Here is a 17,401-nt window from a genome sequence, read left to right on the forward strand (position 1 = left end):
AGTTATGTTTGCTCGTATTTTCCGTTAACCACTGTCGCCCGGACACGGAAATCACGATCAAAAACTGCCAGGTTAGCCACCATGCCTTTTTTGATAGCCCCCAGTGTCTTATCCATACCTATGGCACGGGCAGGGTAAAGGGTGGCCATGCGAATCGCTTCGTCCAGGGCAATACCTACATGTTCAACACTGTTTTGAACAGCTTCAATCATTGTCAGGGCTGAACCGCCGAGTGTGCCGTTTTCATCAACACACTTGCCATCGCGGTAATATACTTTCTTACCGACAAAAATAAAGTGATCTATGTCTGCTCCTGCCGGTGCTGTTGCATCTGTAACCAGAATTAATTTTTCCTTTTTAATTCTGTGGGCTATGCGAATATTGGCGTAGTCGACATGAAAGCCATCGGCGATGATACCTGTGTATACCTCGGGCGTATCATAGATGGCACCCACCATACCAGGCTCGCGGCCAGCAATGGGTGTCATGGCATTGAACAGATGGGTGGCAAAAGTAACGCCGGCGGCAAACCCTTTTCGTGCCTCTGCATAGGTCGCATTGGTGTGTCCTGCGGACACGACAATGCCAGCCTCTGCGAGTCGCTCAATGTGCTCTGCCGGGGTTTGCTCCGGTGCCAGTGTCACCTTGGTGATGATGTCAGCGTTCTCGCAAAGTGTAGCGATCATGGCCTCATCTGAGCGCCGGATATGCTCGACACTGTGGATGCCTTTCTTCATGACATTGAGATAGGGGCCTTCCAGATGCAAACCCAGAGACTGGTGTTGGTAGTGCTTTTCGTAATCACGCGCTGCAGCGATCGCAGCTTTCATATCCTCATCAGAAGAGGTGATGAGCGTGGGCAAAAAACTCGTACAACCTGATTTCAGGTTTGCCAGATGCATGGTCTGTATGGTGTCTGCAGTGATTTCGTCATTAAACATCACTCCACCACAGCCATTAAGCTGAAGGTCGATGAAGCCTGGAGACAGGTTTGCTCCGTCAAGATCCTGAGTGGGCATATCGGCAGGTAGCTCTGCCTCAGGACATACAGCGTGAATGTTCACTCCGTCAATAATAACAGCGTGGTTATCCAGCACATCGCTACCTGTAAAAATGCGGCAGTTGGTCAGCGCGTACATGAACACTTCCTATCAGTTAAAGGTGTTTGATGTTTTCTGCTTCCAGTTCCTGGAAATAGCGAACGGTTTTCACTTTCAGTTCCTGTGTGGCAGGGGCATCGCACACAATCAGTGATTTCGGATGCAATTGCAGCGCAGAGACAGTCCACAAATGGTTCACACAACCCTCTACAGCAGCTTCAAGTGCCTGGGCTTTGTTATGGCCTGTCACCAGTATCATCACTTCTTCCGCGTCCAGCAGTGTGCCAACCCCGATAGTCAGTGCGTATTTAGGCACTTGTGTGATATCACCATCAAAGAATCGGGAATTGGCGATGCGGGTATCTTCGGTCAGGGTTTTGATACGTGTACGGGAGGCCAGTGAAGAAGCCGGCTCATTAAACGCAATGTGCCCGTCGTTGCCAACACCACCCATGAATAGATGGATCTTGCCGAATGATTTAATCTTATCTTCATAACGCTTACATTCTGCCTGGTGATCGTCCGTGTTACCGTTCAGCAGATTGATATTTTCTTCCTGAATATCAATGTGGTTAAAGAAGTTGTTAAACATGAAGCTGCGGTAGGACTCCGGATGGTCTGAGGATAGGCCAACGTACTCATCCATGTTGAATGTCACCACATGTCTGAAACTTACTTCGCCTGCATTATAAAGCTCAATCAGACGTTTGTAGGTGGTCAGAGGGGTACCGCCGGTAGGCAGACCTAGTACGAATGGACGGTCTGCAGTTGGTTTGAATTTGTTAATACGATCAACAATATAGTGTGCTGACCACAAACCAACTTCGTTCGCGTTGTTCAGTGGGATAAGTCTCACGGTAACACCTCGTTGCTAGAAAAGAATACTTGAGAATTTTAGCGGTATATCGCCTTTCTTTCGAATAATAAAATAAGTTTTATGACCGGGCTAGCAAAATCGCTCAAACCCGCCAAATGCTGGTGATTGGGATCACAAATGATAAGGTTTTAATTTGCGGGGCGAAATTAAAGGCATACACTGCAACTTACTTAATCGGGTAGCTAAAATAAGTTATCTCAACCGCATCTAAGATAACCATAGGGGGAACTAAGGGTGAATATTCTTGGATATTTTCAAAAAGTAGGTAAGGCTTTGATGGTGCCGGTCGCCACGCTGCCTGCCGCCGCAATACTCATGGGTATAGGTTACTGGATTGATCCGAACGGCTGGGGTGCCAACAGCGCACTGGCAGCTTTCCTGATCAAAGCCGGTGGCGCGATTATCGACAACATGTCTGTACTGTTTGCTGTCGGTGTCGCATACGGTATGTCAAAAGATAAAGATGGTGCAGCAGCACTTTCCGGTTTCGTTGGCTATCTTGTTGTCACCACTCTTTGTTCTCCAGCGGCCGTTGCTCAAATTCAGGGTATCGACCCAAGTGCTGTTCCTGCGGCATTCGGTAAAATTGAAAACCAGTTCGTCGGTATTCTGGTAGGTATCGTCTCGGCTGAGTTGTATAACCGTTACTCAACGGTTGAACTGCACAAGGCACTGGCTTTTTTCAGTGGCAAACGTCTGGTGCCTATCCTGACATCCATTGCCGGTATCTTCCTGGCATTTGTCCTGATGTACGTATGGCCTCACGTCTACGGCGGTCTGGTTCACTTCGGTGAAGGTATCCAGGGCCTGGGTGATGTAGGTGCGGGTCTGTATGCCTTCTTCAACCGCCTGCTGATCCCTGTTGGTCTGCACCATGCACTGAACTCAGTATTCTGGTTCGATGTTGCGGGTATTAATGACTTGCCGAACTTCCTTGGTGGCGCTAAGTCTATTGCTGACGGTGTAGCTGTACCTGGTCAGACAGGTATCTACATGGGTGGCTTCTTCCCAATCATGATGTTCGGTCTGCCTGGTGCGGCACTGGCTATGTATCACACAGCTAAACCTGAGAACAAAGAGAAAGTCGCGTCTATCATGATTGCCGCTGCCTTCGCTTCATTCTTCACAGGTGTTACTGAGCCTCTGGAATTTGCCTTCATGTTCCTGGCGCCAGCACTGTATGTGGTTCACGCCGTTCTGACCGGTATCTCTGTATATATCGCAGCCAGCATGCAGTGGATTTCCGGCTTCGGTTTCTCTGCCGGTATGGTTGATATGGTACTGCAATCGAAAAACCCGCTGGCAACTCAATGGTACATGCTGATTGTTCAGGGCCTGGTATTCTTCGCGATTTACTATGCGATCTTCCGTTTCGCTATCGTGAAGTTCAATCTTAAAACACCGGGTCGTGAAGATGCTGATTCAGATGAAGTGCTGGCTTCTGGTTCTCAGGAAACTGGTGAGCTGGCAAAACAATATCTGAAAGCCCTGGGTGGTCACGGCAACCTGGAAAATATTGATGCCTGTATCACTCGTCTGCGCCTGACACTGAAAGACAGCAGTCTGGCTGACGAGAAAACACTGAAAGCACTGGGTGCTATGGGTGTTGTGAAATTAGGTTCAAATAACCTGCAAGTTATTCTTGGCCCACTGGCTGAGATCGTTGCCGGTGAGATGAAGAAAATCCCGGCGTCAGAAGACCTGTCTGCAGTCAAACTGCCATAATAGACAGTTAATCTGATAGCGAAAGATAACTGAAAGTGAGGCCGGCCCGTCAGGGTCGGCTTTTTTTTGCCCTAATCATGATTCAATGCACACTAATTGTTGAGTCATGACCTGTATTTGTGGATCATAACAGGTTCGAAGATCCTTTTAGCGCACGAGGTGTAATTGATGAGTGAATCTGAAGCTCGTCCAAGCAATTTTATCCGCCAGATTATTGATGCGGATTTAGCCAGTGGTAAGCACACCAGCGTCCACACACGTTTTCCGCCTGAGCCGAATGGTTACCTGCATATCGGCCATGCGAAGTCTATCTGCCTGAACTTTGGTATTGCTCAGGATTACCAGGGACAATGTAATCTGCGTTTTGATGACACAAACCCAGAAAAAGAAGACATCGAATACGTAGAGTCGATTAAGAAAGACGTAAACTGGCTGGGCTTTGAGTGGAGCGGTGAGATTTGCTACTCATCTAACTACTTCGATCAGCTGTATGGCTACGCTTTGGAACTGATCAACAAAGGCCTGGCGTATGTTGATGAACTCACACCAGAAGAAATGCGTGAGTATCGCGGCACGTTGACTGAGCCGGGTAAACCAAGCCCCTATCGTGACCGTCCTGTGGCCGAGAATCTGGCGCAGTTCGAGAAAATGAAAAATGGCGAAGTCGAAGAAGGCAAAATGTCGCTTCGGGCCAAGATTGATATGGCATCGCCGTTTATGGTTATGCGTGATCCTGTGCTGTACCGCGTACGCTTCGCAACTCACCATCAGACAGGTGATAAGTGGTGCATCTATCCGATGTACGATTTCACCCACTGTATCTCTGATGCGCTGGAAGGTATTACGCACTCGCTGTGTACCCTGGAATTCCAGGACAACCGTCGTCTGTACGATTGGGTGCTGGATAACATTACTATTGAGTCTCAACCTCGTCAGTATGAATTCAGCCGCCTGAACCTGGAATATACAGTCATGTCCAAGCGCAAGCTGAACCAGCTGGTGACTGAACAGCTGGTTTCAGGCTGGGATGATCCTCGCATGCCGACAATTTCGGGCTTACGTCGACGTGGCTTTACGGCTGCTTCTATTCGTGAGTTTTGTCAGCGTATTGGTGTCACCAAGCAGGACAATACCATTGAGATGAGCTCTCTTGAATCGTGTATCCGTGACGATTTGAACGAGAACGCACCTCGGGCCATGGCCGTGTTGGATCCGGTGAAGTTAGTGATCGAAAACTTTGGTGATACAGAAATTCTCACCGTGGGTAATCATCCTAATAAACCCGAAATGGGTGAGCGTGAAGTGCCATTCAGCCGTGATCTGTACATTGAACGTGAAGATTTCCGTGAAGAAGGCAATAAGAAGTACAAGCGTTTAGTCTTGGGTAAAGAAGTACGCTTACGTGGTGCGTATGTCATTAAAGCTGAGCGGGTTGAGAAAGATGCCGACGGTAAGATTACCACTATTTTCTGTACCTATGATGCTGATACGCTGGGTAAAAATCCTGAAGATGGCCGCAAAGTGAAAGGCGTGATTCACTGGGTGTCAGCAGAAAAGGCACTGCCTGCTGAAATTCGCCTGTATGATCGTTTGTTCACTGTACCTAACCCGGGTGCAGCAGAGGACTTTGCTTCGACGATTAACCCGGATTCACTGATCGTGATGAATGGTTTTGTCGAGCCGAGCCTGGCAGCAGCTGCGCCTGAGCATGCATTCCAGTTTGAACGTATGGGCTATTTCTGTGCGGATAACAAAGATTCATCGGCTGAGCACTTAGTGTTCAACCGAACTGTGGGTCTGCGTGATTCATGGGCAAAAATTGCAGACTGATGGACTCAGATTGTGATTTGATTGTTGCCTGATCTAAAAAAACCAGCCATATGGCTGGTTTTTTTATCGATGTAAGCGTGATTATTTATTTTCGTTGTGCAGGCTTTCATCTTTATTACAATCACCGGCAGTGCAGTGACCATACAGATAAAGGCTGTGGTTGGTCAGACGTATGTTATAGCGTTCGGCGACCTGCTTCTGACGATCTTCAATGATATCGTCAGAGAATTCAATGACTTTACCACAGTCCAGGCAAACCAGATGATCGTGGTGGTGCTGGGTAGACAGTTCGAATACCGACTTGCCACCTTCAAAATGGTGACGGGTGACAATTCCTGCATCATCAAATTGGTTCAGCACTCGGTAAACAGTGGCCAGGCCAATCTCTTCACCAATATCGATCAACTTTTTGTATAAATCTTCGGCACTGATATGTTGGCACTCAGGATTCTGAAGTACTTCCAAAATTTTCAGACGCGGAAGTGTGACTTTTAATCCTGCTTGTTTAAGTGCTTGGTTGTTATCTGACATTCGAGTTTCCTTTGGCTAGCCGTAACAGGAAAATGGAAGGTTACGGTAGTCTTTCTCATATCTGTTCATTATAAGTGACGACAGCACAACAATAAACCTTAATGCTTAATGGGTCTAGGAAAGTTGTGACTTTTATTCGCCTGATATAAATGTTAAAAAGGCATACTATACTCATCGTACCAGATCATAAGGACGCGTTGGTGTGAATAAGTTCTATAAGCCCGGTATCGTAAAATTTGCGCTCAATATCTGGCCACCTTTCTGGGGGGCTGGCATTCGAATCCTGCACATCAGTGAAGATTTCCGGCATGTGGAAATTTGCCTGAAGTTGAGATGGTGGAATAAGAATGCCAACAGGACCCAGTATGGTGGCAGTATTTTTTCACTGACCGACCCTGTTTATGCCTTGATGCTGATGGGTATCCTCGGGAAAGAGTATTTTGTCTGGGATAAACAGGCCGAAGTGAACTTTCTTAAGCCTGGCCAGACAGATTTGAAAGCGGTGTTCACTATCTCAGATCAGTGTATTGAGGATATAAAGCGATCCACTGCCGGCGGAGATAAATATTTTCCTGAATTTGTCGTCAATGTTGCTGATAGCAAAGGTGAGGTAGTTGCCCAAGTGAAGCGCGTGCTTTATGTACGTAAGAAACCACAGTACCGGAATGCAGAGCTTGAAGAAGGTGAAAACTGTTCGAGTGAGTGTGTCAGTGAGCAATAAAAAACGCGCCTCGGCGCGTTTTTAACAACCTAGCGGTAAGATTAGTCAGCCAGCTCGGCCAGACACATTTCTTCGTAAATTTGCTTAACCCATTTCTCGACGCGCTCGTCAGTCAGCTCAGGCTGACGGTCTTCATCGATACACAGCCCAACAAAATGTCCGTCGTCTACCAATGCTTTTGATGCTTCAAACTCATAGCTTTCTGTTGGAAAGTGGCCGACGATGATGGCGCCGCGGCCTTCAACGATGTCACGCACTGTGCCCATGGCGTCGCAGAAATACTCAGCGTAATCTTCCTGATCACCACAGCCAAAAATAGCGACCAGCTTGTTTTCGAAATCAATGCCTTCCAGTTCAGGGAAGAAATCGTCCCAATCGCACTGCGCTTCGCCGTAATACCAGGTCGGGATACCCAGTAGTAACAGGTCGAAATTTTCAATGTCTTCTTTGCTGCTTTTAGCAATGTCTTTGACTTCAACCAGATTTTTACCCAGTTGCTTTTGGATCATTTTAGCGACGGCTTCTGTGTTACCAGTGTCGCTACCAAAGAAGAGTCCTACACTCGCCATAGTAGAGATTACCCGTGTTTTAGTTGTTGACCGCCAACAGACAGGCTGGCGATTTACATAAATTGAACAGGCTGCCAGTTAATTCTAGCGCTGACTGAATGCCTGATAATAACATTTGTCGATGACTCTGGCGTCAGTTAAGGGAGAAAAACCTTTATAATTAGTCTTCTCATTACGCTTTCTGAGCCAGCTAGCAGGCGTTAGCGGATATTATCCTATCCCTACGCCTTCCATTGTCATCTGAATCACACCTTTCGATATGAATCCAAAGCACCCTAAAAACAAGACCAGCCAGACGATTTTTCGACCAAATGGAGGCACATTGCCTTGCTTGAGGACATCTTTGATCGCCATACCAATGAAAAAGAAGATGGCCGCGAACAATAAATCAAGTCCGACTGACTCCAGCAGGTCCATGTGCTCGTATAACATCTGTTTCTCCTTCGCAAGAGCAGACTTGCATCCGGCGCGCACTATAGCACAGTGAGCAGTGCGTGTTAATTGTTAGGCTGTGTATCCTTCTCTAAAAAACTGAGAATGATACGGTTTACCGTGTCAGGTTTCTCGGCATGAAGCCAGTGGCCGGTATTCGCTACCATATGGGCCTTGGCGTGCGGGAACTGGCTGGCAATGTGTTCGCGGTGCTCTGCCAGAATGTATTCTGAATCCTGACCTTTAATGAATAATGTTCGGCCAGAGAAGGGCGATACAGCTGACCAGCCCATGATGGTGCTGTAGTTATTGATGAGAGCATTGACATTGAACCGCCACTGAAAAGATTCTTGCTCTTTATACAGAGACTTGAGCAGGAACTGGCGTACACCGGGCTCCATAACATGCTGCGATAAAAGCTGCTCAGCCTCTTTCCGGCTGGTGACTGTTTGTTGGTTGACAGCTTTAAGACCGGCGAACACATTTTGGTGGCGGTGGACCTGATAAGCCACTGGTGCCATGTCAAGCACAATCAGATTTTCGATCCGCTCTCCAGCCAGTTCGGTCATTGCCATTGCCACTTTGCCGCCCATGGAATGACCAATCACACTGAAATCTTCGATCTCGAGTTGATTGATCACATCAACCACATCTTGTGCCATTTCTGAATAAGTGAAGTGATCACTATGCGGAGAACGGCCATGGTTGCGCAGATCAAGACTAATGACTTGATACTGTTCTTTGAGCACTCTGGCGAGCAGGCCGAGGTTGTCCGCACTGCCAAATAAGCCATGAATAAGAACGACCGTCTGGCCTTGACCCTGTATTTGATAATGAAGATTCACAGACTATTTCTCTTGTTGTTAACGCTTTGCCGTAGAGTATACCTTCGCTTCACGTTATAATCTCACGGTGATTTTTTAACGGAACGATAATGAACACTACGATGAAAACTATTGAGGTAGACGAAGAGCTATATCGTTATATTGCCAGCCAGACCCGGCACATTGGTGAAAGCGCGTCAGATATTCTGCGTCGTTTATTGCTGGAGGACTCCAATAGTCAACCTGTCATGCCAGCACGCCCTAAAGCTGCGCAAGGCATTGTGGTTAGCAAAGATGCAGGCAACTTGCCACAGTCGGAAGACAGGGTCAAAGCCATGCGCTCGCTGCTGATTTCTGATGAGTTTGCTGGTCAGGAAAGGGCCATTGGCCGTTTTATGCTGGTGCTGTCTACGCTCTATCGTATCGATCCTCAGGCTTTCACCGATGCGACGGCGATTAAAGGTCGAACCCGCATTTATTTCGCTGACAGTGAAGAAAAACTGTTGAACAGCGGCAAGACGACTAAACCGAAAGCCATTCCTGAAACGCCTTTTTGGGTGATCACCAATACAAATACCGACCGTAAACGTCAGATGATTGAACAGCTGATGCAAAAAATGCAGTTCACACAAGATATTGTAGAAAAAGTTTGCGGTGAAATTTAATTGTCGCTGATGCGGCTTTATTGACGTACAAGGATATGTTGATGGCGATCCATCCTCGTGCCGGGCTGCAAGCCCGGCAAGAAGACATGCATAACATTCCGGCTCTTGTGGCCAATTATTTTTTGATTGAACCCGATCATTCCAATGTTGCCCAGCGTGTAGCGTTCGGTACCTCAGGCCATCGTGGCTGTGCCGATAAGGGAACCTTCAATCAACATCATATCTGGGCAATCGCTCAGGCTGTTGCCGATGTTCGCCGCGAGCAAGGTGTTACCGGACCGCTGTTTTTAGGGAAGGATACGCACGCCTTATCTGAACCGGCGCTGCTTTCTGCCCTGCAAGTGTTGGTGGCCAATGGCGTAAATGTGGTACTGCAGGCGGAGCAGGGTTACACACCCACGCCGGGTATTTCTCATGCCATTCTGACATTTAACCTCTGTCATGCTGAGAAGGCCGACGGCATTGTGATCACGCCTTCACATAATCCTCCGCAGGATGGCGGCATTAAATATAACCCGCCTCATGGTGGGCCGGCTGAAGGGGCAATTACTACAGCTATTGAAAACCGGGCTAACCAGTTGATTGCCGAAGGCTTAGCGTCAGTGAAGCGGGTGAGCGTTTCTGAGGCTTTGTCCAGCCAATGTGTGACGGAGCAGGATTTAGTTAAGCCATATGTGGCTGATCTTGTTAATGTCATCGACATAGCCGCGATTCAAAAAGCTAAGCTGAAGCTGGCGGTCGACCCTCTGGGCGGATCCGGGATCGAATACTGGCGCGAGATAGGGCGTCACTATAACCTGGATCTAACACTGGTTGATGAGTCTGTGGATCCGACGTTCCGCTTTATGAGCCTGGATAAAGATGGCGTGGTGCGGATGGATTGCTCGTCACCTTATGCGATGGCTGGCTTGCTGGCGCATAAAGACAGTTATGATCTGGCCTTTGGTAATGACCCTGATTTTGACCGTCACGGGATTGTGACGCCGGACGGTCTGATGAATCCTAACCATTTCCTTGCGGTCTGCATCGACTATTTGTACCGTCATCGTCCTGACTGGAATGACAAGGTGGCCGTGGGCAAAACACTGGTTTCCAGTGCGATCATTGACCGCGTTGTGGCTGATCTGGGACGTGAACTGTGTGAAGTACCAGTGGGTTTCAAATGGTTTGTTGATGGCCTGTACAGTGGTGAGCTTGGCTTTGGCGGTGAAGAAAGTGCGGGTGCATCCTTTTTGCGCAAGGATGGTACACCCTGGTCAACCGATAAAGACGGTATTTTACTCTGCCTGTTAGCGGCAGAAATCACTGCGGTGACAGGTATGAACCCGCAACAGTATTATCAGACCTTAACCGAAAAGCATGGTGAGTGCTGTTACAGCCGATTGCAGGCCGTAGCAAACAGCGCGCAAAAAGCCGTGTTGACCAAACTGTCTCCTGAAATGGTGAAGGCTGACACATTGGCTGGTGATACCATTACGGCCCGTCTGACCCATGCGCCAGGTAATGGTGCTGCAATCGGTGGGTTGAAAATTACCACTGAGAATGGCTGGTTCACGGCGCGGCCCTCAGGTACTGAAGAGATTTACAAGATCTACTGTGAAAGCTTCAAAGGCGAAGCGCATCTTCGCCAGATAGAAGATGAAGCGCAGAAGATTGTCAGTAATGTCTTTTCGAACGCGGGTCTGTAAGCCATCTCCGTTTGACAACCCGTAGCCTTTGCTGCGGGTTTTTTATTGCCCATTGATTGGCTTCTGAACGGTCACGAAACCGGCTGCCGATAATGCTTGTGCTTGTCTCGGTTGTGTAGTGGCCAGTGGTCAGGAACAATGAACCAGACCTGATTGTCATCAGCAATACCCTGAGTCGGAACTGTGATAGCCGAAGATGCCATCAGAGCTGACATTGATGAATAGCAGGGGGGGGTTAGCCAGTCTCTCTTGGTGAGGATTTTTAACGATAATTCTTCTGCCTGACTCTGGAAACACCAAAGCCCTTTATTAACATCAGGATTGATGGGCAAGGCGGAACCTGACTCTTCATTCCGGAAGTGATCGAAAAGTCTCCCCTGTACAATCAGTCGCTGACAGGAAGGCTGACCCAGCGATTTGGCATACTGATCTTTGTAAGCCTGATGCTGAGTCATTGCTAATTGGTGCTGAACCATTTTATTGATTTTATTATCCAGGTTATCCGCTGAGTTTGGCCCCAGCCATTGCTGTTGATAAGCCAGATAAAACTTAATGGCCACTTCCCAGTGTTCTAATTGCTTAGATTGTTTATTAAACACCAGAAAATCAATGGCCCCCAGCGTGCGCTTTGCTTCGTGCAGCTGTATCTCTTCTCCTACAAGGTCAAAATCGGGGTGGTGACTGATGAGTTGCTGCCACAGCCACTGGTAATAAAAACCGAGTCTTTGGTTACCTTCGTACTGCGCTTTCGCCGGGATGATTGCTCTGTCTCTGAACCTGCCCAGCCACGCATCATTGACCTGGTAGTCTACGCCTTGTGTCAACACCGGCATGTTCAGCACATTGCGAAAATGCCTGATGTTATCTCTGTGTTCTTTTGTTACATTTTCGTTGATATTATTCATTAAATTAAGTCTTAATCTGGATTTAACTTGCTTTTAACAACAAAATACAAAATAAAAAGTAGTAAAATTTCAAAAATACGCTAAAGTGTAGAGGTATGACCAGTTGGTTACTCAGGAGGCTATCATGTTCACCCCTTTATCTACTCAACAAATCATTGTGCGCCGTACCTGCGTTGTGATGGCAGGCGTGCTGAGTTTTCCGGTTATGGTATTTATGCCTGCGTCTGTAAAATCACGTGCTTATAGTTATCTGCATAAAGTCTGGTTGAAAACCAGTACCAAGCCGGTTTGGCTGCAGCACTCTGAACAAGGTGCACAAGAGCTATATTGAATCTGTCGTCAATGACTAGCTTACTGGTATCACAGATGAAATGCTGCCTTTGGCAGCATTTTTTGTCGCTATTTACTCGCTTTATGCCCCCGCTTTTTCGTTCCTGCTGGTTCTGTTGCTCCCGAGTTGGTTAAAATACCAGTAACAGCTCAAAAGGAAGCAAGCATGAACAACCTCAAACTCGAATCATTGTTAAATACATTACTGAGTCCGCACTTAATCAGAGATTACTGTCCGAATGGACTGCAAGTCGAAGGCCGCTGCGAGGTACAAAAAATTGTAACCGGTGTGACTGCTTGTCAGGCATTAATCGATCAAGCCATTGAAATGAAAGCCGATGCTTTGCTGGTTCATCATGGTTACTTTTGGAAAAATGAACCTTCGGAAATTCGCGGGATGAAATACCGACGAATTAAAGCATTGATCGAGAATGGCATTAATCTTTATGCTTATCATCTGCCTTTGGATGTCCATCCGGAACTGGGAAATAATGCTCAGCTCGCCGATCAACTAGGCATAAAGCATCTGGGGGGCTTGGAGTCTGGCAATCCGCATCCTGTTGCAGTTTACGGAGAATTTCCAACGGTGCTTACTGGTGAACAACTCGCTGCGCGTATTGAGAAGGTGCTTAATCGCAAACCCTTACATATTGGCGAAAGTGGTCCTGATCTGATCAAAACTGTGGGTTGGTGTACCGGCGGTGGTCAGGATTTTATCGATCTCGCTGTTGCACAGGGTCTGGATGCTTATATTACGGGTGAGGTGTCAGAGCGGACGGTACATACGGCGCGGGAGCAGGGAATTCATTTCTTCAGTGCGGGACATCATGCGACCGAGAGGTACGGTGTTGAAGCTTTGGGTGAATGGCTGGCTGATGAGCATCATTTTGATGTCACCTTTGTGGATATTGATAATCCGGTGTGACCTAACAAACGGATGAAACAATTAAAAAAGGTTGAGCATCAGCTCAACCTTTTTGTTTTATGTTAGCAAGCTATTAATCAATCACTCACGCTCGTGAAGCGGTTGGAAATCGCGTTGCTGATGACCGGTATACAGCTGACGCGGACGACCGATACGGTTGTTTGGATCACTGTGCATTTCATTCCAGTGTGCGATCCAGCCGATAGTACGAGACATTGCAAAGATAACGGTAAACATAGAAATTGGGATACCGATAGCTTTCAGAATGATACCTGAGTAGAAGTCCACGTTCGGGTACAGTTTCTTCTCAACAAAGTACTCATCAGACAGGGCAATACGTTCCAGCTCCATCGCGACATCCAGCAGTGGATCCTGGATTTTCAGCTCTTGCAGCACTTCGTGACAAGCTTCACGCATTACGGTTGCACGTGGGTCATAGTTCTTATACACACGGTGACCGAAGCCCATCAGACGGAACGGATCATCTTTGTCTTTGGCGCGTTCGATGAACTCTGGGATATTCTCCACGCTGCCAATCTCTTCAAGCATACGCAGACAGGCTTCATTGGCACCACCGTGAGCTGGGCCCCAAAGCGAAGCGATACCAGCTGCAATACACGCAAACGGGTTAGCACCTGAAGAACCTGCCAGACGTACGGTAGAGGTAGACGCATTCTGCTCATGATCGGCGTGCAGGGTAAAGATTTTATCCATAGCGCGAGCAACTACCGGGCTGACTTCATATTCTTCACATGGTGTTGCAAACATCATGTGCAGGAAGTTTTCAGCGTAATCCAGATCGTTACGAGGGTAGATAAACGGCTGACCAATAGAGTACTTGTAGCACATTGAAGCCAGAGTCGGCATTTTTGACAGCAGGCGGAATGCAGTGATTTCGCGGTGCTCGTCGTTATTGATGTCCAGTGAATCATGGTAGAAGGCTGCCAGCGCACCGACAACACCACACATTACTGCCATTGGGTGAGCATCGCGACGGAAACCGTGGAAAAAGCTTGCGATTTGCTCATGCACCATAGTATGGCGGGTTACAGTTTTGCGGAATTGCTCATACTGGGCGCGGGTAGGAACTTCGCCGTATAGCAGAATGTAACAGACTTCTAAATAATCAGCGTTATTAGCTAATTGGTCGATTGGATAGCCACGGTGAAGCAGCACACCTTTCGCACCATCAATGAAAGTAATTTGAGATTCACATGATGCAGTAGCTAAGAAACCTGGGTCGAAAGTGAAATAGCCAGATGCGCCGAGTTTACGAACATCCAGTACTTCTGGACCTAGTGAGCCCCCGAGAATCGGCAGTTCGACCGGTGCTTTCCCTTCAATATGAAGAGTAGCTTTCTTGTCTGCCATAACAATCTCCTTTGTTATTTTATAATCCTAATCCGAAATCGGATGTGCCGTCTTTGTACAGCTCGGTCATGTTGTTGTCAATTCCTCTTCTCGGGAGTGTGCGCTTGTTAATAACTTTAAGTAAAAGCGGGTCAATATCTCAAACCGTGTTAGAGGTCATGTAACGGGGTTTGTAATTGATTGTTGCGAGGCGTATACTCGGCCGCAGGTCTCTGGTTCTGCCATCGCCAGAAACAATGATAAAGTTATTAGTAATATTAGCTACTTAGCTGAAACGACTTTTGCTTTGCTGTACATATGCTTGTGCTAAGTAAATGTAGCGCAGTTGTTGTGCCTTTGTTGCGCTTGTTTTGGCGTACGCATACCGGAGGTTTTATAAAAATAAAACGCTTCTATGGAGCTGAGTGGGCAAAGACCGTGAAAGTTAACAAGCCAAGACCTGTCAACCTCGACCTACAGACGATACGCTTTCCGCTGACTGCGATTTCGTCAATCCTGCACCGTGTATCGGGCGTGATCACATTTGTTTCCCTTGCCATCCTGCTGTGGCTACTGAACCTGTCTCTTTCCTCTCCCCAAGGATTTGCTGAAGCCGCTGACATCGTTGACAGCTTCTTTGTCAAATTTATCCTCTGGGGTGTGCTGACAGCACTCTTCTATCACATTGTTTTGGGTATCCGTCACCTGATCATGGATATGGGATATTTTGAAGAGCTGGAATCTGGCACCACAAGTGCGAAAATCAGTTTTGCAATTGTGGCGGTTCTGTCTGTGTTTGCAGGAGGCCTGGTATGGTAAGCAACGTTTCAACTATTGGACGTAATGGTGTTCACGACTTTATTCTGATTCGTGCAACCGCAATTATCCTCACTCTTTATACCATTTATATGGTGTGCTTTTTCGCTTTTGGCCCTGAGCTGAATTTTGAAACCTGGACAGCGTTCTTTTCAAAACTAAGCACAAAAGTCTTTACTATGCTGGCGTTGGCCTCCGTTCTGATTCACGGTTGGATTGGAATGTGGCAAGTACTGACTGACTACATTAAACCTGCCTTTTTACGCGCTGGTCTGATGTTTGCAATTGTCGCTGTGCTTTTTGTTTATCTGTTATCTGGTTTCTTTATTGTGTGGGGTGCGTAAGTGAGCATTGCAGTTCGAGAGTTTGATGCCGTAGTAATCGGCGCTGGTGGTGCAGGTATGCGTGCTGCACTACAAATTTCTGAGCAGGGCCTGAAATGTGCCTTGCTGTCTAAAGTGTTTCCTACCCGTTCTCACACCGTATCTGCGCAGGGCGGTATCACAGTTGCGTTAGGTAACTCGCATCCGGATAACTGGGAATGGCACATGTACGACACGGTAAAAGGGTCGGACTATATTGGCGATCAGAATGCCATCGAATACATGTGTAAAAATGGCCCGCAGTCAGTCATTGAACTAGAAAAAATGGGTCTGCCTTTCTCCCGTTTTGATAATGGTCGTATTTATCAGCGCCCGTTTGGTGGCCAGTCAAAAGAGTTCGGTGGCGAGCAGGCCGCGCGTACAGCCGCAGCAGCAGACCGTACCGGTCACGCTTTACTGCACACGCTGTATCAGCAAAATGTTAAGCATAAGACCACGATTTTCTCTGAGTGGTATGCGCTGGATCTGGTGAAAAACCAGGACGGTGCCATTTTGGGCTGTACCGCGCTGTGTATGGAAACCGGTGAAGTCTGTTACTTCAAATCCAAGGCCACAATCCTGGCAACAGGTGGTGCAGGCCGTATCTATCAGTCAACCACTAACGCACACATTAATACCGGTGACGGTGTCGGTATGGCATTGCGTGCGGGTGTACCCATGCAGGATATCGAAATGTGGCAGTTCCACCCAACCGGTATTGCCGGCGCAGGTGTACTGGTAACTGAAGGTTGTCGTGGTGAAGGTGGCTACCTGCTGAACAAAGACGGTGAGCGTTTCATGGAACGCTATGCACCCAACGCGAAAGATCTGGCGGGCCGCGACGTTGTTGCCCGTTCAATGATGGTGGAAATCCGTGAAGGCCGCGGTTGCGATGGCCCATGGGGACCGCACATCAAACTGAAACTGGATCATCTGGGTAAAGATGTTCTGGAATCTCGTTTGCCAGGCATTCTTGAACTGTCGCGTACCTTTGCGCACGTCGATCCAGTGAAAGAGCCCATTCCGGTGATTCCAACCTGTCACTATATGATGGGTGGTGTACCGACTCAGGTTTCCGGACAAGCCATTAAGCAAAACGCAAATGGTCAGGACGAAGAAGTTCAGGGTCTGTTTGCCTGTGGTGAAATTGCCTCTGTGTCTGTACATGGTGCAAACCGCCTGGGCGGTAACTCCCTGCTTGACCTTGTTGTATTTGGTCGCGCGACTGGCTTGCATCTGGGTGAGACCCTAGCGGCTCAGGCAGAAGCACGTCCGGCCACAGAATCAGACATTGAAGCCTCTCTGACTCGTCTGAACCGTTGGAACAGCACGCAAAAAGGCGAAGATCCGGTACAAATCCGTAAAGATCTGCAATCTTGCATGCAAAACAACTTCTCAGTATTCCGTGAAGGCGAAGCCATGGCTGAAGGCCTGAGTCAGCTGAAAGAAATCCGCGAGCGTTTGAAAGAAGCACGTCTGGATGACACATCCAGCGAATTCAACACACAGCGTATCGAGTGTCTGGAACTGGATAACCTGATGGAAACCGCCTATGCGACGGCAGTAGCGGCTAACTACCGTACAGAAAGCCGTGGTGCTCACGCCCGTTTTGACTTCCCAGAGCGTGATGATGCTAACTGGCTGTGTCACTCTATTTACAACCCAGAGACAGAGCAGATGTCCAAGCGTGATGTAAATATGACACCAGTACATCGTGACGCATTCCCGCCTAAAGCGCGGACTTACTAAGG

The 17,401-nt window shown here is 47.8% G+C and carries 18 protein-coding genes; 10 read left to right on the forward strand and 8 right to left on the reverse strand.

All coding sequences use genetic code 11. The annotated features are described in order from the left end of the window. Nucleotides 1-2: 2 nt before the first annotated feature. Entirely contained in the window at nucleotides 3-1,139 is a 1,137-nt protein-coding gene (gene nagA / locus Q4491_RS07110; protein WP_218384126.1) for an N-acetylglucosamine-6-phosphate deacetylase, read from the reverse strand. A 16-nt stretch (nucleotides 1,140-1,155) separates the two neighbouring features. Continuing rightward, nucleotides 1,156-1,956 (reverse strand): glucosamine-6-phosphate deaminase, encoded by an 801-nt coding sequence (gene nagB / locus Q4491_RS07115; RefSeq protein ID WP_303456009.1) that lies wholly within the window; start codon nucleotides 1,954-1,956, stop codon nucleotides 1,156-1,158. Between the two features lie 255 nt (nucleotides 1,957-2,211). Between nagB and nagE the strand changes: the two genes are divergently transcribed. Both nagE and glnS read left to right on the forward strand, forming a co-directional pair. Further along, nucleotides 2,212-3,702, forward strand: a complete 1,491-nt coding sequence (nagE, locus tag Q4491_RS07120) for an N-acetylglucosamine-specific PTS transporter subunit IIBC (RefSeq protein WP_303456011.1) — start codon at nucleotides 2,212-2,214, stop codon at nucleotides 3,700-3,702. 168 nt (nucleotides 3,703-3,870) lie between these two features. Further along, on the forward strand, nucleotides 3,871-5,532 hold the full coding sequence (gene glnS / locus Q4491_RS07125; protein ID WP_192014836.1) for a glutamine--tRNA ligase: 1,662 nt from the start codon (nucleotides 3,871-3,873) through the stop codon (nucleotides 5,530-5,532). Nucleotides 5,533-5,613: 81 nt separating this feature from the next. Here glnS and fur read toward each other — a convergent pair whose 3' ends face one another. Then, the gene (fur, locus tag Q4491_RS07130; protein ID WP_192014837.1) at nucleotides 5,614-6,063 is read right to left on the reverse strand and encodes a ferric iron uptake transcriptional regulator; all 450 of its coding nucleotides are present in this window, start codon (nucleotides 6,061-6,063) and stop codon (nucleotides 5,614-5,616) included. Between the two features lie 202 nt (nucleotides 6,064-6,265). Here fur and Q4491_RS07135 point away from each other — a divergent pair, with 202 nt between their 5' ends. Further along, nucleotides 6,266-6,784 (forward strand): DUF4442 domain-containing protein, encoded by a 519-nt coding sequence (locus tag Q4491_RS07135; protein ID WP_237794333.1) that lies wholly within the window; start codon nucleotides 6,266-6,268, stop codon nucleotides 6,782-6,784. Nucleotides 6,785-6,825: 41 nt separating this feature from the next. Here Q4491_RS07135 and fldA read toward each other — a convergent pair whose 3' ends face one another. From fldA to Q4491_RS07150, 3 genes are all read right to left on the reverse strand, one after another. Then, nucleotides 6,826-7,353, reverse strand: coding sequence for a flavodoxin FldA (gene fldA, locus Q4491_RS07140; protein ID WP_192014839.1), 528 nt, complete (start codon nucleotides 7,351-7,353; stop codon nucleotides 6,826-6,828). A gap of 210 nt (nucleotides 7,354-7,563) precedes the next feature. Next, nucleotides 7,564-7,785 (reverse strand): DUF2788 domain-containing protein, encoded by a 222-nt coding sequence (locus tag Q4491_RS07145; protein WP_027252641.1) that lies wholly within the window; start codon nucleotides 7,783-7,785, stop codon nucleotides 7,564-7,566. A gap of 65 nt (nucleotides 7,786-7,850) precedes the next feature. Further along, nucleotides 7,851-8,630 (reverse strand): alpha/beta fold hydrolase, encoded by a 780-nt coding sequence (locus tag Q4491_RS07150; RefSeq protein WP_303456017.1) that lies wholly within the window; start codon nucleotides 8,628-8,630, stop codon nucleotides 7,851-7,853. A gap of 101 nt (nucleotides 8,631-8,731) precedes the next feature. Between Q4491_RS07150 and seqA the strand changes: the two genes are divergently transcribed. Together seqA and pgm are read left to right on the forward strand one after the other, a co-directional pair. Then, nucleotides 8,732-9,274, forward strand: a complete 543-nt coding sequence (seqA, locus tag Q4491_RS07155; RefSeq protein WP_192014841.1) for a replication initiation negative regulator SeqA — start codon at nucleotides 8,732-8,734, stop codon at nucleotides 9,272-9,274. 41 nt (nucleotides 9,275-9,315) lie between these two features. Beyond that, nucleotides 9,316-10,962 carry a phosphoglucomutase (alpha-D-glucose-1,6-bisphosphate-dependent) gene (gene pgm, locus Q4491_RS07160; RefSeq protein ID WP_303456019.1) on the forward strand — a complete coding sequence of 549 codons (1,647 nt, stop codon included), beginning with the start codon at nucleotides 9,316-9,318 and terminating at the stop codon, nucleotides 10,960-10,962. Between the two features lie 71 nt (nucleotides 10,963-11,033). Here the strand turns inward: pgm and Q4491_RS07165 are convergent, their stop codons facing one another. Continuing rightward, a complete protein-coding gene (locus tag Q4491_RS07165) occupies nucleotides 11,034-11,867 on the reverse strand; it encodes a DUF1853 family protein (protein WP_303456021.1) in 834 nt (277 codons plus the stop codon). A gap of 124 nt (nucleotides 11,868-11,991) precedes the next feature. Here Q4491_RS07165 and Q4491_RS07170 point away from each other — a divergent pair, with 124 nt between their 5' ends. Then, entirely contained in the window at nucleotides 11,992-12,198 is a 207-nt protein-coding gene (locus tag Q4491_RS07170) for a DUF2517 family protein (RefSeq protein ID WP_218384123.1), read from the forward strand. A 165-nt stretch (nucleotides 12,199-12,363) separates the two neighbouring features. Next, a complete protein-coding gene (locus Q4491_RS07175; protein WP_303456023.1) occupies nucleotides 12,364-13,122 on the forward strand; it encodes a Nif3-like dinuclear metal center hexameric protein in 759 nt (252 codons plus the stop codon). An 81-nt stretch (nucleotides 13,123-13,203) separates the two neighbouring features. Here Q4491_RS07175 and Q4491_RS07180 read toward each other — a convergent pair whose 3' ends face one another. Beyond that, on the reverse strand, nucleotides 13,204-14,493 hold the full coding sequence (locus Q4491_RS07180; protein ID WP_192014846.1) for a citrate synthase: 1,290 nt from the start codon (nucleotides 14,491-14,493) through the stop codon (nucleotides 13,204-13,206). Nucleotides 14,494-14,910: 417 nt separating this feature from the next. On the opposite strand from Q4491_RS07180, the gene sdhC reads away from it, so the two are divergent. The 3 genes from sdhC to sdhA are packed head-to-tail and all read left to right on the forward strand — an operon-like array spanning nucleotide 14,911 to nucleotide 17,399. Then, nucleotides 14,911-15,291, forward strand: a complete 381-nt coding sequence (sdhC, locus tag Q4491_RS07185) for a succinate dehydrogenase cytochrome b556 subunit (protein ID WP_027252634.1) — start codon at nucleotides 14,911-14,913, stop codon at nucleotides 15,289-15,291. Continuing rightward, nucleotides 15,285-15,632, forward strand: a complete 348-nt coding sequence (gene sdhD / locus Q4491_RS07190; RefSeq protein ID WP_046219395.1) for a succinate dehydrogenase, hydrophobic membrane anchor protein — start codon at nucleotides 15,285-15,287, stop codon at nucleotides 15,630-15,632. The genes sdhC and sdhD overlap by 7 nt, the downstream gene beginning before the upstream one ends. Next, nucleotides 15,633-17,399 carry a succinate dehydrogenase flavoprotein subunit gene (sdhA, locus tag Q4491_RS07195; RefSeq protein WP_192014848.1) on the forward strand — a complete coding sequence of 589 codons (1,767 nt, stop codon included), beginning with the start codon at nucleotides 15,633-15,635 and terminating at the stop codon, nucleotides 17,397-17,399. Nucleotides 17,400-17,401: the final 2 nt, after the last annotated feature.

The organism is Photobacterium sp. 2_MG-2023, assembly GCF_030547675.1.
Taxonomy (GTDB): domain Bacteria; phylum Pseudomonadota; class Gammaproteobacteria; order Enterobacterales; family Vibrionaceae; genus Photobacterium; species Photobacterium arenosum.